The 18,793-nt window shown below is 37.1% G+C and carries 15 protein-coding genes; 8 read left to right on the forward strand and 7 right to left on the reverse strand.

All coding sequences use genetic code 11. The annotated features are described in order from the left end of the window. Nucleotides 1-27: 27 nt before the first annotated feature. Complete coding sequence (locus BUB91_RS12835; protein ID WP_073099694.1) at nucleotides 28-1,341, forward strand: rhamnogalacturonidase; 1,314 nt, start codon at nucleotides 28-30, stop codon at nucleotides 1,339-1,341. Between the two features lie 832 nt (nucleotides 1,342-2,173). Here BUB91_RS12835 and BUB91_RS12840 read toward each other — a convergent pair. From BUB91_RS12840 to BUB91_RS12855, 4 genes are all read right to left on the reverse strand, one after another. Further along, a complete protein-coding gene (locus BUB91_RS12840) occupies nucleotides 2,174-3,775 on the reverse strand; it encodes a RagB/SusD family nutrient uptake outer membrane protein (protein WP_073099755.1) in 1,602 nt (533 codons plus the stop codon). 10 nt (nucleotides 3,776-3,785) lie between these two features. Next, nucleotides 3,786-6,800, reverse strand: coding sequence for a SusC/RagA family TonB-linked outer membrane protein (locus BUB91_RS12845; RefSeq protein ID WP_083557946.1), 3,015 nt, complete (start codon nucleotides 6,798-6,800; stop codon nucleotides 3,786-3,788). Nucleotides 6,801-7,003: 203 nt separating this feature from the next. Beyond that, a complete protein-coding gene (gene kbl / locus BUB91_RS12850; RefSeq protein ID WP_073099695.1) occupies nucleotides 7,004-8,191 on the reverse strand; it encodes a glycine C-acetyltransferase in 1,188 nt (395 codons plus the stop codon). Between the two features lie 12 nt (nucleotides 8,192-8,203). Then, nucleotides 8,204-9,157 carry an NAD-dependent epimerase/dehydratase family protein gene (locus BUB91_RS12855; RefSeq protein ID WP_073099696.1) on the reverse strand — a complete coding sequence of 318 codons (954 nt, stop codon included), beginning with the start codon at nucleotides 9,155-9,157 and terminating at the stop codon, nucleotides 8,204-8,206. 167 nt (nucleotides 9,158-9,324) lie between these two features. Here BUB91_RS12855 and BUB91_RS12860 point away from each other — a divergent pair, with 167 nt between their 5' ends. Then, complete coding sequence (locus BUB91_RS12860) at nucleotides 9,325-9,786, forward strand: Lrp/AsnC family transcriptional regulator (RefSeq protein ID WP_073099697.1); 462 nt, start codon at nucleotides 9,325-9,327, stop codon at nucleotides 9,784-9,786. A gap of 65 nt (nucleotides 9,787-9,851) precedes the next feature. Here the strand turns inward: BUB91_RS12860 and BUB91_RS12865 are convergent, their stop codons facing one another. Further along, nucleotides 9,852-10,220: a metallophosphoesterase family protein gene (locus BUB91_RS12865; protein ID WP_073099698.1), complete on the reverse strand. Its 369-nt coding sequence runs from the start codon at nucleotides 10,218-10,220 to the stop codon at nucleotides 9,852-9,854. Nucleotides 10,221-10,789: 569 nt separating this feature from the next. Between BUB91_RS12865 and BUB91_RS12870 the strand changes: the two genes are divergently transcribed. The 3 genes from BUB91_RS12870 (at nucleotide 10,790) to BUB91_RS12880 (ending at nucleotide 12,923) form a co-directional block, all read left to right on the forward strand. Beyond that, entirely contained in the window at nucleotides 10,790-11,785 is a 996-nt protein-coding gene (locus BUB91_RS12870) for an alpha/beta fold hydrolase (protein ID WP_073099699.1), read from the forward strand. Further along, entirely contained in the window at nucleotides 11,785-12,384 is a 600-nt protein-coding gene (locus tag BUB91_RS12875) for an RDD family protein (protein ID WP_073099700.1), read from the forward strand. Before BUB91_RS12870 ends, BUB91_RS12875 begins: the two co-directional genes overlap by 1 nt. A 95-nt stretch (nucleotides 12,385-12,479) precedes the next feature. Then, nucleotides 12,480-12,923, forward strand: coding sequence for a hypothetical protein (locus tag BUB91_RS12880; protein WP_073099701.1), 444 nt, complete (start codon nucleotides 12,480-12,482; stop codon nucleotides 12,921-12,923). A gap of 56 nt (nucleotides 12,924-12,979) precedes the next feature. Here BUB91_RS12880 and glyA read toward each other — a convergent pair whose 3' ends face one another. Further along, nucleotides 12,980-14,254 carry a serine hydroxymethyltransferase gene (gene glyA, locus BUB91_RS12885; protein ID WP_073099702.1) on the reverse strand — a complete coding sequence of 425 codons (1,275 nt, stop codon included), beginning with the start codon at nucleotides 14,252-14,254 and terminating at the stop codon, nucleotides 12,980-12,982. A 109-nt stretch (nucleotides 14,255-14,363) separates the two neighbouring features. Here glyA and fahA point away from each other — a divergent pair, with 109 nt between their 5' ends. The 3 genes from fahA to BUB91_RS12900 all read left to right on the forward strand — a co-directional run bounded on the left by fahA (nucleotide 14,364) and on the right by BUB91_RS12900 (nucleotide 17,494). Continuing rightward, nucleotides 14,364-15,656, forward strand: coding sequence for a fumarylacetoacetase (fahA, locus tag BUB91_RS12890; protein ID WP_073099703.1), 1,293 nt, complete (start codon nucleotides 14,364-14,366; stop codon nucleotides 15,654-15,656). Nucleotides 15,657-15,906: 250 nt separating this feature from the next. After that, complete coding sequence (gene pnuC / locus BUB91_RS12895; protein ID WP_073099704.1) at nucleotides 15,907-16,509, forward strand: nicotinamide riboside transporter PnuC; 603 nt, start codon at nucleotides 15,907-15,909, stop codon at nucleotides 16,507-16,509. A gap of 31 nt (nucleotides 16,510-16,540) precedes the next feature. Further along, nucleotides 16,541-17,494 (forward strand): acyl-CoA dehydrogenase family protein, encoded by a 954-nt coding sequence (locus BUB91_RS12900; RefSeq protein ID WP_241652609.1) that lies wholly within the window; start codon nucleotides 16,541-16,543, stop codon nucleotides 17,492-17,494. 131 nt (nucleotides 17,495-17,625) lie between these two features. Here BUB91_RS12900 and BUB91_RS12905 read toward each other — a convergent pair whose 3' ends face one another. Continuing rightward, the gene (locus tag BUB91_RS12905) at nucleotides 17,626-18,633 is read right to left on the reverse strand and encodes a 3-oxoacyl-ACP synthase III family protein (protein ID WP_073099706.1); all 1,008 of its coding nucleotides are present in this window, start codon (nucleotides 18,631-18,633) and stop codon (nucleotides 17,626-17,628) included. Nucleotides 18,634-18,793 lie beyond the last annotated feature (160 nt).

Consider the following 18,793-nt stretch of genomic DNA (forward strand, 5'->3'; position numbering starts at 1 on the left):
TTTATAAAAATTGAATTAAAAGATTCTATGCACACACTTATAAAAAGTCTCCTGATCTTAGTTGTAATAATTAATTCCGTAGCATATGGGCAAGACCGTTTCCCGGATGGTACGGTGATACCGGACTGGTTTCATAATACAGACGGAGTAAATATCGATAAATTAGGGAAGCACTATGTGATTACCGATTATGGTGTGATTAATGACAGTACACAGGTTCAAACAAAAAAAATTCAAGCAGTTATTGATACTGCTGCCAAAAATGGAGGCGGTGTTATTGTAGTGCCTAAAGGTGTTTTCTTAAGTGGATCGCTTTTCTTTAAACAAGACACGCATTTATTTTTAGAAGAAAACGGAGTTTTAAAAGGAAGTGATGACATCAGCAACTTCCCCGTAGTTATGACTCGTATTGAAGGGGAAAGTGTAACGTACTTTCCGGCACTTGTAAATGCAGATAATCTTGACGGTTTTACGATTTCAGGAAACGGCACCCTTGACGGGAATGGTTTGCGCTACTGGAAGGCTTTCTGGTTACGCCGCGAATGGAATCCTGATTGTACCAATAAAGATGAAATGCGCCCCAGACTGGTTTATGTTTCTAACAGCAAAAATGTGCAGATTGAAAATATTAAACTGAAAAATTCTCCTTTCTGGACGACTCACTTTTACAAAAGTGAATATGTAAAGCTTTTGAACTTAACAATCACTTCCCCTAAAGAGCCTGTAAAAGCCCCCAGTACAGATGCTGTTGATATTGATGCATGTCAAAATATGCTGATCAAAAACTGTTATATGGCAGTTAACGATGATGCTGTAGCCTTAAAAGGCGGCAAAGGTCCGCACGCTGATGAAGATCCAAATAATGGTGAAAACCGAAACATCATCATCGAAGATAACACGTATGGTTTTTGCCATAGTGCTCTTACCTGTGGAAGCGAATCTATACACAATTACAACATCATTTTTCGCCGAAGCACAATAGATAGTGCGCATCGTATTTTCTGGCTTAAAATGCGTCCTGATACGCCACAGACGTATGAATATATTACGATTGAAGATATAAAAGGAAGTGTAAGAAGTATGATTCTTATTAAACCCTGGACTCAATTTTTCAATTTAAAGGGAGAAGAGAGTATGATTAAATCATATGCTCACAATATCAAGATGAAAAACATTAAATTAACCTGTGAGATAGGATTTAACATCGTAGATTCAGATCAGTATAAGTTATCTGATTTCACTTTTGAAAACATAAAACTAGAAACGTCTAACGGTCAATTAGAAAATACAGAATCTATAGAAAATCTTATTTTGAACAACTTGAAAATCGATGAGGATTAGTTAATTCCCTAAACGACTTTATAAGGTTTTTCAGTGAGTAGATTGTATTTTTATCTAAAGCTTTTCTACATATGCCTCGACCAGATCAAATTGTTCTGCTCGCTTTTTATCAATCTCATCTACAGAAGAAGTCACTAAGGATACTTTTAAAACGAGTAGTATTTTCTAGCATTTCAATCCTCTTGAGAAAATCCCAGCCATTTATTTTAGGCATATTGATATGTATATAAATTAAGAACTTATGTGCTTCAGATTTTTCTGCAATCAATTCAAGCGCTTTTTGAGCATCGGTATAAAAGAAGGTTCTTTGCGGTGTATGACCTTAAGAAGGTATCTATTAATAAGGCATATTGCGCAATACAACATCTATTAATTTAGGAATTTTCTCTTTTGGGCGAACATCTTTTATAGTCATCTTTAAAAATTCGGCTCGAGAGAAACCATATGACTCAATTGCCGCATTATTAACATCTTTTATACTCTATGTACCTTTTGACGTAAAACCTCTGAGTATCTGGCAGAAAATATCTTTATTTAAAACTTCGTCTAAATCAAGACCTAAATGAGAAATAAAATGCTGCAACTCTATTTCTGTTTTTTTAAGCATAATTTGTTTTAGAGCATTGCTAGTATTTTTTCTCGCTCTTTTAAAAATAGAGATTGATTAAAAAAGTCTTAGCCAAAAAAGAAAAACAATTCATTCTATATCAAATAATTATAAAACTTTGAGCATCAGACGTAGGTTGCTAAAAAACGTAACACAAATTGTTTAAAAATAAAAAAACCTCACTCCTAGTGGAATGAGGTTTTCTAAAATTAAGTATCGGTTTTTCTAATATCCAGGATTTTGATCCAAATTAGAATTAGTCTGCATTTGACTTAATGGTATTGGAAATATTTTTCTAAAATCTCCATTAGGAGAATGTGAAAACCAAGATTTTGTGGTGTAAACTCCAAATCGAATCAAATCTTGTTTTCTATGATGTTCTCCTACAAATTCCCAAGCTAGCTCATCTAAGAATCTACCATACTCGATATCATCTCCACCTTCATAATTTGTGATTTCACCATCTTCATATTTTCCGTACTCATATGTACTTCCTTGCATTAATTCTGCTCCGGTTACAACTGCTTTAGATGGATCTGAATCTTTAAAAGCTCGCTGTCTCACTTCTGAAACAATACTAGCCGCTTCATCAGCTCTTCCTAAACGCAATAAACATTCTGCTTTAATCATTAAAGCATCTGTATATCTATAAAAAGGAACATCTGTTCCATAAGTTGCCACGACACCTGAACCTATTTCATAACGTACAAATCTATAACCTTCTGTAGGTCCGGCTTCATTTACACTTTTTATATAATTAGTATAATTTAACTGGCTATTAGGATCATTCTCATCAAGTAATATAGGAGCTCCAGAGCTTGAATATTGTAATCCTCCCAACCAAGTTGTTTCTAAACGTGCGTCATCTTCGTCATAAGTATCAATAAATTGAGGAATTGCAGCACTACCGCCCCAAGGAGATCCTGCTAAATCAAATGTTTCTCTACTTTTTCCATAAAGTGCTTTAAAGGCCAAATAAGAACCGCTAGCTTCAATATTATCATAAGGAATTGCAAAAATAGCCTCTACTAAATTCTCATTATCTAATGCAAAAACATCTGAAAATTCTGGAGTCAAACTAAACTCACCACTATCTATAATATCCTGCACCTCACTTATAGCTTCTTCCCACTTAGACTCACCTATATAAACTTCAGAGTTAATGTACATTTTAGCTAAAGTCATTTTTGCAGCAAATTGATTGAACCTACCATAGCTTCCTTGACCATCTGTACTTAACAACGGCATTACCTCCTCTAGTTCATTAACTATAAAATCATAGACTTCTCTATTATCGCTCTGTTCTGGCAAAAATCCTTCTGGCAAATCAAAACGTTTTACAAGCGGTATATTCCTATAATTATCATATAAAATATAATAACACATAGCACGCATTCCTCTCAATTCTGCTAAATACACATCTGTTACTTCTTTATTTTCAAGACCTTCTATCTGTAATATAGCTCTATTGATTTGGTTAATACTACTATAAGTTCTACTCCACAAAGCTTCTATATGAGATAAATCTGAAAGCCAAGTGTGTTGGTGCATATTAACATACTGCTGACCCCAACCTATTCCTACACGAGCAGGAGTTACAATTAGATCTGAAGACTCCTCATATGCATCAAACATTCCATCCCATCCCCAATAAATATCTCGTAGAGAAGCATAAGGAGGCACTATAATAGCATCTAAATCATCTGCTGTAAGTGTAGTCCCTTCAGCAGTTATACTACTATAAACCGTCTCATCAAGATCTGTACAGCTTACTGCTGTCAAACCAAAAAACAATAAACAAACTTTAATATCTTTTATAAATTTCATAATCAACGATTTAAAAATTAACATTGAGTCCTAGCGTGAAAGTTCTCGTGCTTGGGTATTTATCTCTATCATCGGTCCCTTGAGTTAACACAGAACCTCGGTCTATTTCAGGATCAATACCAGAATAACCTGTAATGATTGCTAAATTATTTCCTGATACATATAATCTAAGAGCATCAACAACATCCAAGTTTGTAGTATTGAAATTATACCCTAAAGTCACATTGTTTAGCTTAAGATAATCTCCATTTTCTATATAGTAACTCACAAACTTTTGCCCTATTTGATTGCTCAATGTTACATCTTTACCATAAACAGGATCAAAAGCTGAATTCAAGACATTGTAAGGAATATGTGGGTACTCGTAGAAGACACGCTGAGCATTGAGTATTTGAAAGTCTAAAGCTCCTGTAAATACAAAGCTTAAGTCAAAGCTTTTGTACTTAAAAGTATTAGTAATACCTATATTATATGCAGGTATACCATTACCTAGAAATTGTCTGTTTTCATCTGTATCTAAAGCATTATCCCATGGCACTCTACTTCCATCAGGAAGCTCTATTGTCCAGTAATTACCTTCTCCAAAAGCATCTCTTGCCTCATAATAATCAACATCTACAGACTTTAAACCCCAGAATTGACTAACAGGCTGTCCTACTTCAATACGATGCGTAATTTGAGAAACAGGTTCACTTAAGGTACCATAATTGATATAATTTCCTTCAATTTGGTAAAGGTCATTAGAAAGACTTACTAACTCATTTTTATTATGAGATAAGGTTATGTTAGCATCCCAAGAAAAATCTTTAGTCTTTACAGGGTTTACATTTAATAACAATTCAAACCCCTGATTTTGCATCTCTCCAACATTAGCTTTTGTTATACCTACAAGGTTAGGAGGAGTAGGCACACTATAATCAAATAAAAGATCTTTAGTTCTTTTACGATACACATCTAAGCTACCATTAATTCTATTATTAAAAAATGCAAAGTCAAGACCAACATTAAATTCGCGAGAAACTTCCCATCTAAGGTCTGGGTTAGGGTTACCACCTTGTAAATCTGGAGTTAGTCCTCTAATCCATTCACCATTTAAATAAGCTCTAGAGCTATACGAAAATAAAGATTGAGATAAATAAGATTGACCAGGAATAATACCTGTTTCACCATAACCGGCACGTAATTTTAAATTGTTTACAAAATCTGCATTTTCCATAAACTCTTCTCTGCTAATATTCCAACCAACAGAAACAGCTGGGAAATCACCCCACTTATTATTAGTTCCAAATTTAGAAGAACCTTCTCTACGCATACTTGCTAATAAGTTATATCTGGATTTATAGCTATATGAAACTCTACCGAAGAACCCTACAAGGGTATTATCGTCTTTAGCACTTCCCATACTAGCCAATCCATTTTGAAGACCTTGCCCTTGTCCTAAATTATTATAGCCAAACGCATTTGTAGGAAAATCTCTATTTGTTGCATAAAAACTTTCATTTATATTATACTGATAGCTATAACCTCCTAATACAGAAAAAGAGTGATTTTCAAATGACTTATTATACTTTGAAGTAAATTCTAAAAGATCTGTTTTGCTCTTACTGGTATATCTTGAAGCAAAACCATTTCTACTATCTCCGTTATACCCTAAATATTCTTTTGCTTCGTAAAAGCCTCTAAGATTAGTATTTCTATTACTACCTAAAAACAAGTTATTTACCCAGCCTTTTACCGGCTCTAGAGTGATATTTCCATTTAATCGAACCCAGTCACTCTGAATATCTCCATCTGTCAAATCAATCATACTCACGGGATTTACATACTGCAAAACTGTACCATCTTGAACGTAGTCTCCGGCATCATTGTAAATACGATCTGTTGGGTTGCGTATTAATGCTTGTCTGTATATTCTACTATCAAAAGATGCACCATCACCTAAAGCTCCTATATCCTGAGATCCAGACAGAAAACTTGCTGTAAATTTCAAAACACCATCAAACATACTATGCGTAAGGTCTGCTCCTATTCTAAACTCTTCATTAAAAGATTTTTTAAACACACCTTGCTGATCCAGGTAATTAGTATTTACACTATAAGTAGAGTAATCACCACCACCACTAAATGTAAGGTTGTGATTTTGTGTAATCGCCGTTCGAGTAATTGCATCAAGCCAATTTGTCTCGTATCCTAAGTCATTATACTGTGGCAAATTAACACCGTCTGCACGTAACCTGCGTACATCTCCTGCATCTAGAAAATCTGCCTTTCTAGTAAATTGTGAAGAAGAAACATAATGTGAATAAGATAAGCTAGGCTTCGTATTTACTTTTCCGCTTTTTGTTGTTATCAAGATAACTCCATTAGCTCCTCGCGTACCATAGATTGCTGAAGCTGAAGCATCTTTTAAAACATCTATACTTGCAATGTCGTTAGGAGCTACACTATTTAAACTCCCCGGTAAGCCGTTAATCAAAATAAGTGGCTGGGTATTCCCTTGCAGTGTAGAAACCCCTCTTAAAGAAACATTTGAAGTAGCTGATGGATCACCAGAACCATTAGATATGCTTAGACCGGCAACTTTACCTTTGATAAGATCTCCGGCATCTTGTATCAAACCAGGGTTGAAATCCTCAGATTTTACAGTAGCAATTGCTGTGGTAACTTCTTCTCTTTTTTGAGTACCATAACCTATTACTACTACTTCCTCTAAACTTTGTGTATCTGTTTCTAAAGTAATATTTAAAACAGAAGAAGATCCAGCTTCAACCTCTTTAGTAATAAAACCAACATATGAGATTTTAACTACTGAATTATCTTGAGCTATTTCTAAATCAAAATTTCCATCAAAATCTGTTGTCGTTCCATTTGGGGTTCCTTTCTCTATCACAGAAGCTCCTATAATAGGTATACCCTGATCATCTACAACTGTCCCAGAAATTTGCTTTTGACTAAAACCTATAAATGGCAAAAGCAAGAGTAAAAGCCGTAAATACCGAGTTAAATTGATTTGTGAATGTGTCATAACATTAAGTTAGATTTAACTGTTGATTGATAATTTTTAATTCTTTTCGAAAATATCAATACGTACACTCACTCTTAACCCATATGTTACCCAATCATTATATTAAATTAACATAATATTAAAATATACTTATCTGTGTATTTTAATAAAAAAAGCCTCATTCTTTAAAGAATGAGGCTTTTTTTATTAAAGGTTTACGACTATTAGATTACACCAAGTGCTTTACCCACTTTAATAAAAGCAGCAACTGCTTTTGTTATATGTGCATCACTATGACCTGCAGAAAGCTGTACACGTATGCGCGCTTTTTCTTTAGGAACTACCGGGTAGAAAAATGCAACTACATAAATACCTTCATCTAAAAGACGAGCAGCAAATTCCTGAGCTACTTTTGCATCATATAACATTATAGGCACGATAGGATGCTCACCGGAGATAATATCAAATCCAGCTTCAGTCATTTCATTTCTGAAACGCATTGCATTTTTTTGCACTTTGTTAATTAAGCCTCCTGATTCACTCAGCATATCAATCGCCTTGATTGAAGCTCCAGCGATTGCAGGCGCTAATGTATTTGAGAACAAATAAGGTCTTGATTTCTGGCGCAGCATATCTACAATCTCTTTGCGGGCAGCTGTAAATCCACCAGAAGCTCCACCTAAAGCCTTTCCGTAAGTACCGGTAATAATATCAATACGCCCCATCACGTTGTTGTATTCGTGCGTTCCTTTACCATTCTCACCTATAAAACCAGTCGCATGGCAATCATCTACCATCACCATTGCATCGTATTTTTCTGCAAGATCACAGATTTTATCCAGTTGGGCGATAGTACCATCCATAGAGAAAACTCCATCGGTAACAATAAGTCTGCGACGCGCTCCGGAAGCTTTTTTCAATTCTTCCTCAAGCGCTTCCATATTATTATTCTTATAACGGTGACGCATGGCTTTACATAAGCGAATTCCATCAATGATACTGGCGTGGTTTAACTCATCTGATATGATTGCATCTTCTTTTGTTAAAATCGGCTCAAAAACACCGCCGTTTGCATCAAAAGCTGCTGCATATAAAATACAGTCTTCCATCCCTAAAAACTCTGCAGTTTTACGCTCCAGTTCTTTATGAATATCCTGCGTTCCACAGATAAAACGTACAGAAGACATCCCGTAGCCATGGCTTTTTAAAGTATCAATACTCGCTTCAATAATATCTGGATGAGAAGAAAGCCCTAGGTAATTGTTTGCACAAAAGTTGAGTACTTCATTTCCTTTTTCAGTATTTATTTCTGCTTTTTGAGGTGTGGTTATAATCCGCTCTTCTTTATAAAGACCGGCCTCTTTTATCTCTTCTAATTCTTGTTGTATACTTTCTCTAACTGATGTAAACATGAGTCTGTTTTTTTAAGCGTGCATAAATGCGTTAGTTCTTTTTTTTTGAGCCAATCTGTATAACATTTCTTCGGTCATACGCTTTAAATCAAATTCTGGCTCCCAACCCCAATCCATACGTGCCGGAGTATCATCTAAAGCTATGGGCCAGCTTTCTGCTATTTTCTGACGGTTATCTGGATTGTATACTACTGTAAGTTTAGGAATATTTTTACGAATCTCTTCTGCTATCATTTCCGGAGAAAAACTCACTCCCTGAATATTATACCCTACACGAGTGATTGCTTTTTTAGGAGCTTCCATTAGACGGATGGTTGCATCAATTGCATCATCCATATAAAGCATAGGCAATTGAGTATCCTTACTCAAATAACACTCAAAATCTTCACCATTTACCGCTTTATGAAAAATATCAACTGCGTAATCTGTCGTACCACCTCCCGGAAGAGACTGATAACTTATTAGTCCTGGATAACGCAAGCAACGCACATCCATATTATATTTTGCGTTGTAGTAACTCGCCCAATGCTCTCCGGCTACTTTACTAATCCCATAAACCGTTGTTGGATTTAGCGGAAAGTCATTAGAAGTAATTTGATTACGCGCATCTGCTCCAAAAACAGCAATAGAACTTGGGAAAAATACTTTACGTACCTCGTTTAAACGCGCTACTTCTAAAACATTGAAAAAAGTTGAATTATTAAGATCCCAGGTTTTGAGTGGTTCTAATTCTCCTTTTGCAGATAAAACTGCAGCCAAGTGATAGATTTGTGTAATCTGGTGTGTACGCACAACTTCATCCAGAGCTTCAAGATTGGTCACGTCAAGTTTTAAGGTTTCACAACTAAACGTATCTCGAACGTTTAAGTCTGTTGCTATAACAGATTTACTGCCATACGTGTTGATCAATGCTTCTGTTAAAGCGGTTCCTAACTGACCAAAAGCTCCTGTAATCAATATTTTCATGACTGAAAGTTTTATTAGTATAAAAGTATAAAGCAGCATCCCGAAACCCTTTAATTATCTGTTAAATCAAAAAAATAAAGTATTTTTATCTTTAAAAAATCACTTTAAAAGATTAAAACTGCTTCAAATCTTATTTAAGCTAGAACAATCAGTAAATTTTTCTGAATATGGAACTACTTGATGAAACCGATTTAAAGATTTTAAGAATCTTGCAGGAAAATGCAAAACTTACCACTAAGGAAATTGCAGATCAATTGCATTTAACGGCTTCCCCGGTTTATGAACGCGTGCGCCGCTTGGAAAAGAAAGGGTATATCAAAAATTATGTAGCCATTCTTGACAAGAAAAAGCTCAACAGACCAGTAACCGCGATTTGTATGGTTTCGCTACGCTATCACAATGAAGGATTTATCGACACCTTTGAACGCCAGATCAAAGAATTGGTTGAAGTACAGGAATGTTATCATATGGCCGGAAAGGTTGATTTCTTCCTGAAAATTCATCTAGAAAGTCTCGAGATGTACCATGAGTTTGTACGTTCAAAATTATCTAAGATAGCTAATATAGGAGTTTTGGAAAGTTATTTTGTTCTAAAGGAAATCTATGCAACCACGGCAATTGATATTTAAGACCATTTAAAATCTGAGCTGCTGGAGCGTTTATAACCTTCAATTTTAAGTCCATCTTCTGAGACCTAAACAATACTAAATGCATTGTTTTCAATACCCGAAAAATCAACCATTCCCAGTCTAGTAATGTAGGTAATCCCGTTTATGATACTTACATCTTCTTTATGTACATGCCCGTGCAAACAAGCTACAACCCAACTGTTTTCTTGTAATATCTGCTGAACTTCTGCAAAATTGGTCACATGAAATTTTGAACCTTCTTTATAGAATTCATAAAGTGGATGATGACAAAAAACAACAGTAGGTTTTTTGTTTTGAGCTAAATCATCACGTAACCACGCTAATTCTTCTTCCGGGATATTGTCATTTTCCCAATCGGAGCCTTCTGCAAAGAAATGATCGGTTCCTTCAGCGTCATAATTGGCATCAAGCACAATAGAATGAAAACTCTCTGAATCATAGAAGTACTAATTCTTTGCGTGTTTGTGTCTGCTATTTGAAATGTGATTTAAGAATTCCGCTTTGCAAATACTATCCACATCGTGATTGCCCAACGCGTGGTATTTGGATCCTTTGAATTGCTGAAAAACAGCTTCGATATCTTTTAAAAATCACAATGTATCTTCAGGTTTTGCATCAGTACCCCGATCTTTAAAGTCTCCTAAATGAAATGAATTAAAAAATCAAGATTCTGATTATTCTATTCTGCAATCGCTTCTTCCATCTTGGGTATAGAGTCCCAAAACGAACCGATGTCTTTTTTTCTTCAGAGCAACTCCATAAAATTTTAGGCATCGTCAAGATTGTTGTTCCGGTAAGCGCAAAAAGTTGTAGGGATTTACAGCGAGTTATAGCTTGCTATTTCATAACACTGTACATTAAAATATTTCAGAAAAAAAACACTCTCCCGTTATAGTTTAAAGATTTATTAAAGTGTTGAACAGGGCTTTTAAATTTAGTAACCTTGAATATCTCGAATTAAGAAATCTTAAAAAATAAAGTTTTGAAAAACCTCCTCTTGTCCCTATTCATTCTCGCAACTTCACTCCTCGCCGCTCAGGAATCTGAATTGCAATTATTAGATCTGCAACTTGCCAATTATGAGTATCCCTATCCGGTTTCAACTATTACTGTAAATGCACAAAACCAAGCATTGGAGATGGCGTTTATGGATGTTAAACCGAACCATTACAACGGTAAAAATATTATGTTATTCCACGGTAAAAACTTTAATGGTGCTTACTGGAAAACTACGATTGAGGCATTGACTGCGGAGGGTTACCGTGTAATTGTACCGGATCAGATTGGCTTTGGAAAATCTACTAAACCTGATCATTTTCACTACACCTTTCAGCAATTAGCTTTGAGCACCAAAACAGTTTTAGACAGTATAGGTGTTGAGAAAACAGCAGTTCTGGGGCATTCTATGGGCGGCATGCTCGCTACACGTTTTGCGCTGATGTTTCCTGAAACTACCGAAAAACTGATCTTAGAAAATCCGATTGGTCTGGAAGACTGGAAATTGAAAGTTCCTTACAAACCTGTGGAATGGTGGTATAAAAACGAACTTAAAAAAGAGTATGCTTCTATTAAAAAATACCAACTGGAAAGCTATTATGACGGAAACTGGGATCCTGCTTATGATGAATGGGTAAATCTCTTAGCAGGTTGGACGCTTAATTCTGAATACGAGACCATTGCCTGGAATGCTGCGCTTACTTACGATATGATTTTTACCCAACCGGTAGTGTATGAATTTAGTGAAATACACGTACCTACTTTACTCATTATCGGAACGCGCGACCGCACGGCTTTGGGCAAACCCTTGGTATCAGAAGATGTACGTAAAACAATGGGACTTTATAATGAATTGGGAAAAGCTACTCAACAAAAAATACCCAACAGCGAACTCGTAGAAATCCCGAATACCGGTCACCTGCCGCATATTGAACGTTTTCCTAAATTTATCGCACCTTTAAAAAAATTCCTGAAAAAATAATGAGCAAGGAAAAACCCTATTTGTCTCAACTGAAAAAATGTTCTGATAAAGAACTGGTTAAGATTGTCACAGTTGAAGTGCATAAATATGAACCTGAAGCTGTACAAGTCGCAGAAGACGAACTCTCGCGTAGAAAGATCTCCAAACTGCAAATGGCTAATCTGGTTAAGGCTGTAGCACAAGATAATGATGCGGTAAAAGAAATACAGGATTATGTGAGCAGCTCTGGGGTTCGCTTTGTCAATTTTATCATTGACTTTGTTGTTTTTTTACTACTGGCTTTAACCGCCAGTCTGGCTCTTGATTCGGTTTTTGTGACCTCAAATAATGACTTATTAATGGCTATAGGTTATGGAATGATGCTTCTGATATTTTTAGCTTATTACGGGCTGTCAGAATATTTCTTTCAGAAAACTGCAGGTAAATATGTTACTAAAACTATTGTTGTAACCGAACAAGGAAACAAGCCTGACGGAAAAACAATTCTCATCCGTAGTTTATGCCGATTAATACCCTTCGACAGACTCTCTTATTTAGTGACTAAAAATGGCTTTCACGATAGATTCTCGAATACAAAGGTAATAAAAGAACAAAAGTGAAAATTCACAAAAAATATCCCGCTACTGCGAAAAAAATAGAACAAGCTATGCGCTTTTAGACTAATTTCGCCCGCCTTAAAAAACAAAATTGCTACATGCAAAAGAAAGCACTTATTCAAGAATTACATGTGCGTTTAAACGCTAAACTTACTCAACTACAAGAGACTAAAGCCAGCCTTATTGAATCCCGTGAAAGCGATGGTAAAAGCAGTGCCGGTGATAAATATGAAACCGGTGTTGAAATGATTCAGCAAGAAATGGAACGCACACAGGGACAGATGGATCAGGTTGAAAAACAAAAAGAGGTTTTAAACCGAATCAGTATGACGCCAAATACACTGGTAGGTGAAGGTAGCTTAGTGCTTACCGATAAAGCGAATTACTTTATTGGAATCCCATATGGCGAACTCAAGCTAGAAACCGGAAATGTGTATTGTATCTCGAGTGCTTCTCCTATTGGCGAATTACTAACGGGAACTCAAATCGGAGAAACTATTAGGTTTAGAGATCAAAAAATTACCGTTACCGAAATCCTATAACTAAAAAACCCGAAGCAAAAGCTTCGGGCTCTTTCTAGTTCTAGTTTAAAACAGGCTTAGTGTTTAAACAAAGGACGGTCTCCCATCATCTCGTTTACCTGACCAGCAAGTTCTTCTAGTTTATCATCATCCTGAAAGTTCATTAAAGCTGCATCTATAAGCTCAACAACCTTAGTCATATCAGCTTCTACTAATCCACGGGTAGTTACCGCAGCAACACCTATACGCATCCCGGAAGTTACAAATGGAGATCGGGTATCAAAAGGTACCATATTCTTATTAACGGTGATGTCTGCTTTTCCTAAAGCTTCTTCAGCATCTTTACCGGAAATATCTTTATTTCTAAGGTCGATCAACATCATGTGATTGTCTGTACCTCCACTGATGATATCGTATCCTTTTTCCACAAAGGCAGCAGCCATTACAGCTGCGTTCTTTTTCACCTGAACCATATAATGTAAGAAATCATCAGTAAGTGCTTCTCCAAAAGCTATTGCTTTAGCAGCAATAATATGCTCTAGAGGTCCACCTTGATTCCCGGGGAAAATTCCGCTGTCTAATAAAGAAGACATCATACGCAAGTTTCCGTTCTTTAATTTGATACCAAATGGGTTTTCAAAATCTTGACCCATCACTATTAAACCACCACGCGGTCCGCGTAAAGTTTTATGTGTTGTAGTTGTACAAATATGACAATGTGGTACCGGATCACCGATGATTCCTTTTGCGATCAAACCGGCAGGGTGTGCCATATCACACATAAGGATCGCTCCTACCTTGTCTGCGATTTCACGGAAACGCTTATAATCAATCTCACGGCTGTATGCAGATGCACCGGCAATGATCATCTTTGGTTTTTCTTGCACAGCAAGCGCTTCGATCTTATCATAATTTAATAATCCGGTCTCTTTATCAACCCCGTAAAATACCGGATTGTATAAACGACCTGAGAAGTTTACCGGAGAACCGTGTGTTAGGTGCCCTCCATGAGAAAGGTCAAAACCTAAAAAAGTCTCTCCCGGTTTCATCACTGCGTGAAAAACTGCAGTATTTGCTTGTGAACCAGAATGTGGCTGTACGTTAGCATATGCTGCTCCAAAAAGTTCTTTGGCGCGGTCTATCGCGATTTGTTCTACCTCATCTACTACTTCACAGCCCCCATAATAACGCTTTCCGGGATACCCTTCTGCATATTTATTGGTAAGCACAGAGCCTGCAGCTTCCATAACTTGCTCACTGACAAAGTTCTCTGATGCAATTAACTCTAAACCATTAAGTTGACGTTGTTTTTCTTCCTGAATAAGATCAAAGATTTCAGTATCCCGTTGCATGCTTTATAAAGTTTGTTAAATTAGGTGCAAAAGTAATCATTAGAATTGGTTGGTACTATTTTAATTCTATATTTGAAACGAGCATTTACTAACATTTTATTAAAAATATATGCCTTCAAAGACTAACGATCCTAAACGTAAAACCTGGCTGGAAACGCCTGCGCAAACAGATTTCCCTATTCAAAATATTCCTTTTGGTGTGTTTTTAACTCGTGATGATATCATTACAATAGGTACACGCATTGGAGATTTTGCAATAGATCTGGGAGCACTACACCAACTAGGCTATTTTGAGGGTATACCGCTTACCGACGATATTTTTCTACAGGATACCCTAAACGACTTTATTGCCGATGGTCGCAAAACATGGCGTGCCGTACGTAATCGTATTTCTGAAATTTTTGAAGAAAGTAATCCTGATCTAAGAGATAACCCCGATCATCGCGATACGGTTATTTTTGCACTTGATGAGGTAGAAATGCAACTGCCTGTACAAATAGGGGATTACACAGATTTCTACAGCAGTAAAGAACACGCTACTAATGTAGGTGCGATGTTCCGCGATCCTGAAAATGCGTTGATGCCTAATTGGTTGCACATGCCGGTTGCTTATCACGGGCGCAGCAGCTCTATCATACCTTCAGGGATACCGGTTCACAGACCGCAAGGCCAGAAGTTGCCTAACGGTGCGAGCCAACCTATTTTTGGTCCCTCACGTCAGTTAGACTTTGAACTGGAGATGGCATTCATTACAACAGACGCAAACGAATTGGGACAACCTATTCCTGCTGATCAAGCAGAAGAATACATTTTCGGTCTTGTATTATTTAATGATTGGAGTGCCCGCGACATTCAGCGTTGGGAATATGCTCCGTTAGGACCATTCTTAGGAAAGAACTTTGCCTCTTCGGTATCTCCTTGGATTGTTACTTTAGACGCTTTAGAGCCTTTTAGAACTGCAAGCCCAAAGCCGGAAAAAGAAGTCCTTCCGTATTTAGAATTTACAGGAAAAAAGACGTTTGATATCAACCTTGAAGTTAGCATCAAGCCTGAAAATAAAGAAGAAACAGTCGTTTCTAAATCAAACTTTAAACATTTATACTGGAATATGAGCCAGCAACTGGCGCATCATACCATTAACGGTTGCCCGGTAAATAGTGGAGATATGATGGGAAGTGGTACCATTTCAGGACCTACTCCTAAGTCTTATGGTTCTATGTTAGAACTGAGCTGGAAGGGTTCTAAACCTGTTAAATTGAAAGAAGGTGGTGACCGTAAATTTATTGAAGATAAAGATACCGTGATTGTACGCGGACATTGTGAAAAAACCGGAGCTGCCCGCATTGGTTTTGGCGAAATTTCCACAAAAATACTTCCGGTATTTAAACCGAAGAAAAAATAATACTCTTAAAAGACTTCTTAAAAACGCCCTAAATCTCTATGATTTTAGGGCGTTTTTTTAATGGTATACACCTAACTTTACAACCATAAATGGGGTGCTTACTCAAATAAAAGTAGGCTGAGATGATACCCAGAGGCTTTACCTCACACCTGATCCGGTTAGTACTGGCGTAGGGATTTTGTGCGACACAACTTTTGTGCTTCTACTTTAAGGTTCATCTCCTCATTAAATACATTTTTAATCGATTACAATGGAGGAGTTTTTTATGAATTTTGTCTGGCTGCAATGGATTGGTACCGGCTTTGGTATCACTCAGGTTTTACTCGCCCGTAAGAACAACGTCAACAATTATCTTTTTGGCATCATTAGTATCTTCATCAGTGTATGGGTGCTATACCATTCTAAGCTCTACGCTGATATTTTACTTCACCTCTACTATCTTGTGATGAGTATTTATGGCTGGCTGTATTGGAAGTTTGGCAAAGAAAAACAAGAAGCGCCCATTGCTTATTCTACCCGCAACGAGCATCTTAAAGCACTAGGCATTGTTGCCGGTTGCTTTATTCTAATGTGCTACTGGCTCACGCGACATACCAACTCAGATGTACCCTATTTAGACGCTGTTGTGAGTGCTTTTGCCTGGGCGGGAATGTGGCTGATGGCAAAACGGAAAATTGAAAATTGGATTTACCTCAACATCAGCAATATCATCTCAATTCCCTTACTCATATATAAAGAATTATACATTTACGCCGGCTTAACGGTATTCCTATTTATTGTGGGCACATTGGGATATTTAAAATGGAGAGCACTCATTAAACAAGAATCAAATGTACAACTGGCAGAATCTTAGAACACATTGCGCCAATCAATCTGTTTTTAATATGAAATTATTAAAATGGATTGCTGAAGAAAATCTTTGGAATATTTGGGTACCGAAAGCCTATAATGGACTCGAACTTCCCCTTACAGAAGGTTTACACAAACTGAAAGAACTCGCACAAATAGACGGTAGTTTGGGTTGGACAATCACGCTATGTAGCGGTGCAAATTATTTTATAGGAAACCTGAAGCCCGAAACTGCTGAGCGGGTTTTTCTTACAGAAACCGGAAACACAATTTTAGGCGGAAGCGGTGGTATGTTTGGCACTGCTGAAAAAACTGACGATCACTACATCCTTAACGGAACCTGGAAATACGGAACCGGCGCTCCGTATCTCACCCACTTTACGCTAAACGCAAAAATCACAAAAAAAGGCAAGGAACTTTTAAATAATGATGGTTCAGCACAGTTCAGGTCTTTTGTGATTCCTAAACAAGCGGTGACTGTTATTGACGATTGGCAGACGATGGGATTACAGGCAACCGCTACGTGTTCCTTTTCAGTAGAAAAATACCGTACGCATCAGGATAACAGTTTTATCTATAATGAGTTTCAGCTACCACATGCTATTTTTAAAATCAACTTTAGCGTGTTTGCAGATTTGACACTTTGGATCAATTACATCGGTATGGGGTTGCATTACCTGGAAGAAGCTGTAAATATTCTAGAATCAGAACAGCTTAAAATTTTTAAAGAAAATCTCGATAAGGCAGAAACCCAACTCTTTACTATCGCTGCTGAAATTGAAAAACAGACCGCATCAGAAAAAACAATTCATCTCAAACGTATTTCAGAAATTCATCAAACAGCCTCTGGTTCTGTAAAACAACTTAGTGGTCAAATCATAAGTTTGCATCCACTTTTAGGTATAAGAGCTGCGAGAAAAGAGCATCCGCTCAATCAGGTTTTTAGAGATTACTTTACGGCAACGCAGCATCATATTTTTACGCGGTAGTAAGTAAATCCTAGTAATTTAGAATTAAAAAGAGAGTAATTGAATTGCTCTCTTTTTAATTGGAACCGCCAAGGTCTTAATACCCGGGAGGTAGTTTACTTTAATACTCCCCCTTCGGGGGTTAAGGGGATTTACCACTTGATAATGGCACTCGCCCAAGTAAATCCGCTACCAAAAGCAGCTAAGACCACCGTATCACCTTCCTTTATTTTTCCTTCTTCCCAAGCTTCGGTTAATGCTATTGGGATTGAAGCTGCTGTGGTATTACCGTATTTCTGAATGTTGTTAAACACCTGATCGTCTGATAACCCAAATTTCTTCTGTACAAATTGAGAGATACGCAAATTCGCCTGATGCGGAATCAACATATCAATATCTTCCGCTTTAAGATTGTTTTTCTCTAAACCTTCATTAATTACTTCCGCGAAGCGCACAACCGCATTTTTAAACACAAACTGTCCGTTCATATACGGATAATACGGGATATCCTCTTGTGGATTTTTCTCAATCAGTTCGGGCACCCACTCCATGGTGCTGGGACCTTTTAATGAAAGTTCGAGTGCGTGTTCTCCTTCACTATGTAAATGCGTAGATAAAATCCCTTTGCTGTTATCTTCTTCTCGTGTCAACACCGCTGCTCCTGCTCCATCTCCAAAAATAACCGAAACACTACGACCACGTGTGGTCATATCCAGTCCGCCACTGTGGTTTTCAGAACCAATAACCAGAATATTTTTATACATTCCGGTTTTAATAAACTGGTCTGCAGTAGCTATCGCATATACAAAACCGCTACACTGATTACGCACATCTAACGCCGGTACGGTACGCATCCCCAGCATTTGCTGAACTTGCACTCCACAACCCGGGAAATAATAATCTGGACTCAAAGTCGCAAAAACAACCATATCAATATCCTGAGGTGTCATTTTAGCGCGCTCTAAAGCAATTTTTGCCGCTTTCACGCCCATTACAGCAGTGCTGTTACCATCTCCTTCTTTAATATGACGGCGTTCTTGAATACCCGTGCGTTCTTGAATCCAAGCATCATTGGTTTCCATAATTTGAGACAAATCGTCATTGGTAACCACATTTTCGGGAACATAAGCACCCATTCCGGCAATTCGAGAATTATACATAGTTTAATAAAATCTAATTGAAATAAGGAACTGTCATATAACAGCTTTTAAACATAGCGTAATATACTATTTCTCCATTTTTAAATGCTTTAAAGTATTCCCATTTAGCTATGCGCGCATAACAAAAGAAACGAGCTTTACTATATTTTCTGTAACTTAC

Source organism: Leeuwenhoekiella marinoflava DSM 3653 (assembly GCF_900129005.1).
In the GTDB taxonomy this organism is placed as follows: domain Bacteria; phylum Bacteroidota; class Bacteroidia; order Flavobacteriales; family Flavobacteriaceae; genus Leeuwenhoekiella; species Leeuwenhoekiella marinoflava.

What these genes read in the sequence shown, in the direction of transcription:
- glyA (WP_073099702.1), bottom strand. Translation starts at nt 14,254, where the DNA reads ATGCAACGGGATACTGAAATCTTTGATCTTATTCAGGAAGAAAAACAA.
- fahA (WP_073099703.1), top strand. Translation starts at nt 14,364, where the DNA reads ATGCCTTCAAAGACTAACGATCCTAAACGTAAAACCTGGCTGGAAACG.
- BUB91_RS12845 (WP_083557946.1), bottom strand. Translation starts at nt 6,800, where the DNA reads ATGACACATTCACAAATCAATTTAACTCGGTATTTACGGCTTTTACTC.
- BUB91_RS12860 (WP_073099697.1), top strand. Translation starts at nt 9,325, where the DNA reads ATGGAACTACTTGATGAAACCGATTTAAAGATTTTAAGAATCTTGCAG.
- BUB91_RS12900 (WP_241652609.1), top strand. Translation starts at nt 16,541, where the DNA reads ATGAAATTATTAAAATGGATTGCTGAAGAAAATCTTTGGAATATTTGG.
- BUB91_RS12840 (WP_073099755.1), bottom strand. Translation starts at nt 3,775, where the DNA reads ATGAAATTTATAAAAGATATTAAAGTTTGTTTATTGTTTTTTGGTTTG.
- BUB91_RS12880 (WP_073099701.1), top strand. Translation starts at nt 12,480, where the DNA reads ATGCAAAAGAAAGCACTTATTCAAGAATTACATGTGCGTTTAAACGCT.
- BUB91_RS12835 (WP_073099694.1), top strand. Translation starts at nt 28, where the DNA reads ATGCACACACTTATAAAAAGTCTCCTGATCTTAGTTGTAATAATTAAT.
- BUB91_RS12875 (WP_073099700.1), top strand. Translation starts at nt 11,785, where the DNA reads ATGAGCAAGGAAAAACCCTATTTGTCTCAACTGAAAAAATGTTCTGAT.
- BUB91_RS12855 (WP_073099696.1), bottom strand. Translation starts at nt 9,157, where the DNA reads ATGAAAATATTGATTACAGGAGCTTTTGGTCAGTTAGGAACCGCTTTA.
- pnuC (WP_073099704.1), top strand. Translation starts at nt 15,907, where the DNA reads ATGGAGGAGTTTTTTATGAATTTTGTCTGGCTGCAATGGATTGGTACC.
- BUB91_RS12905 (WP_073099706.1), bottom strand. Translation starts at nt 18,633, where the DNA reads ATGTATAATTCTCGAATTGCCGGAATGGGTGCTTATGTTCCCGAAAAT.
- kbl (WP_073099695.1), bottom strand. Translation starts at nt 8,191, where the DNA reads ATGTTTACATCAGTTAGAGAAAGTATACAACAAGAATTAGAAGAGATA.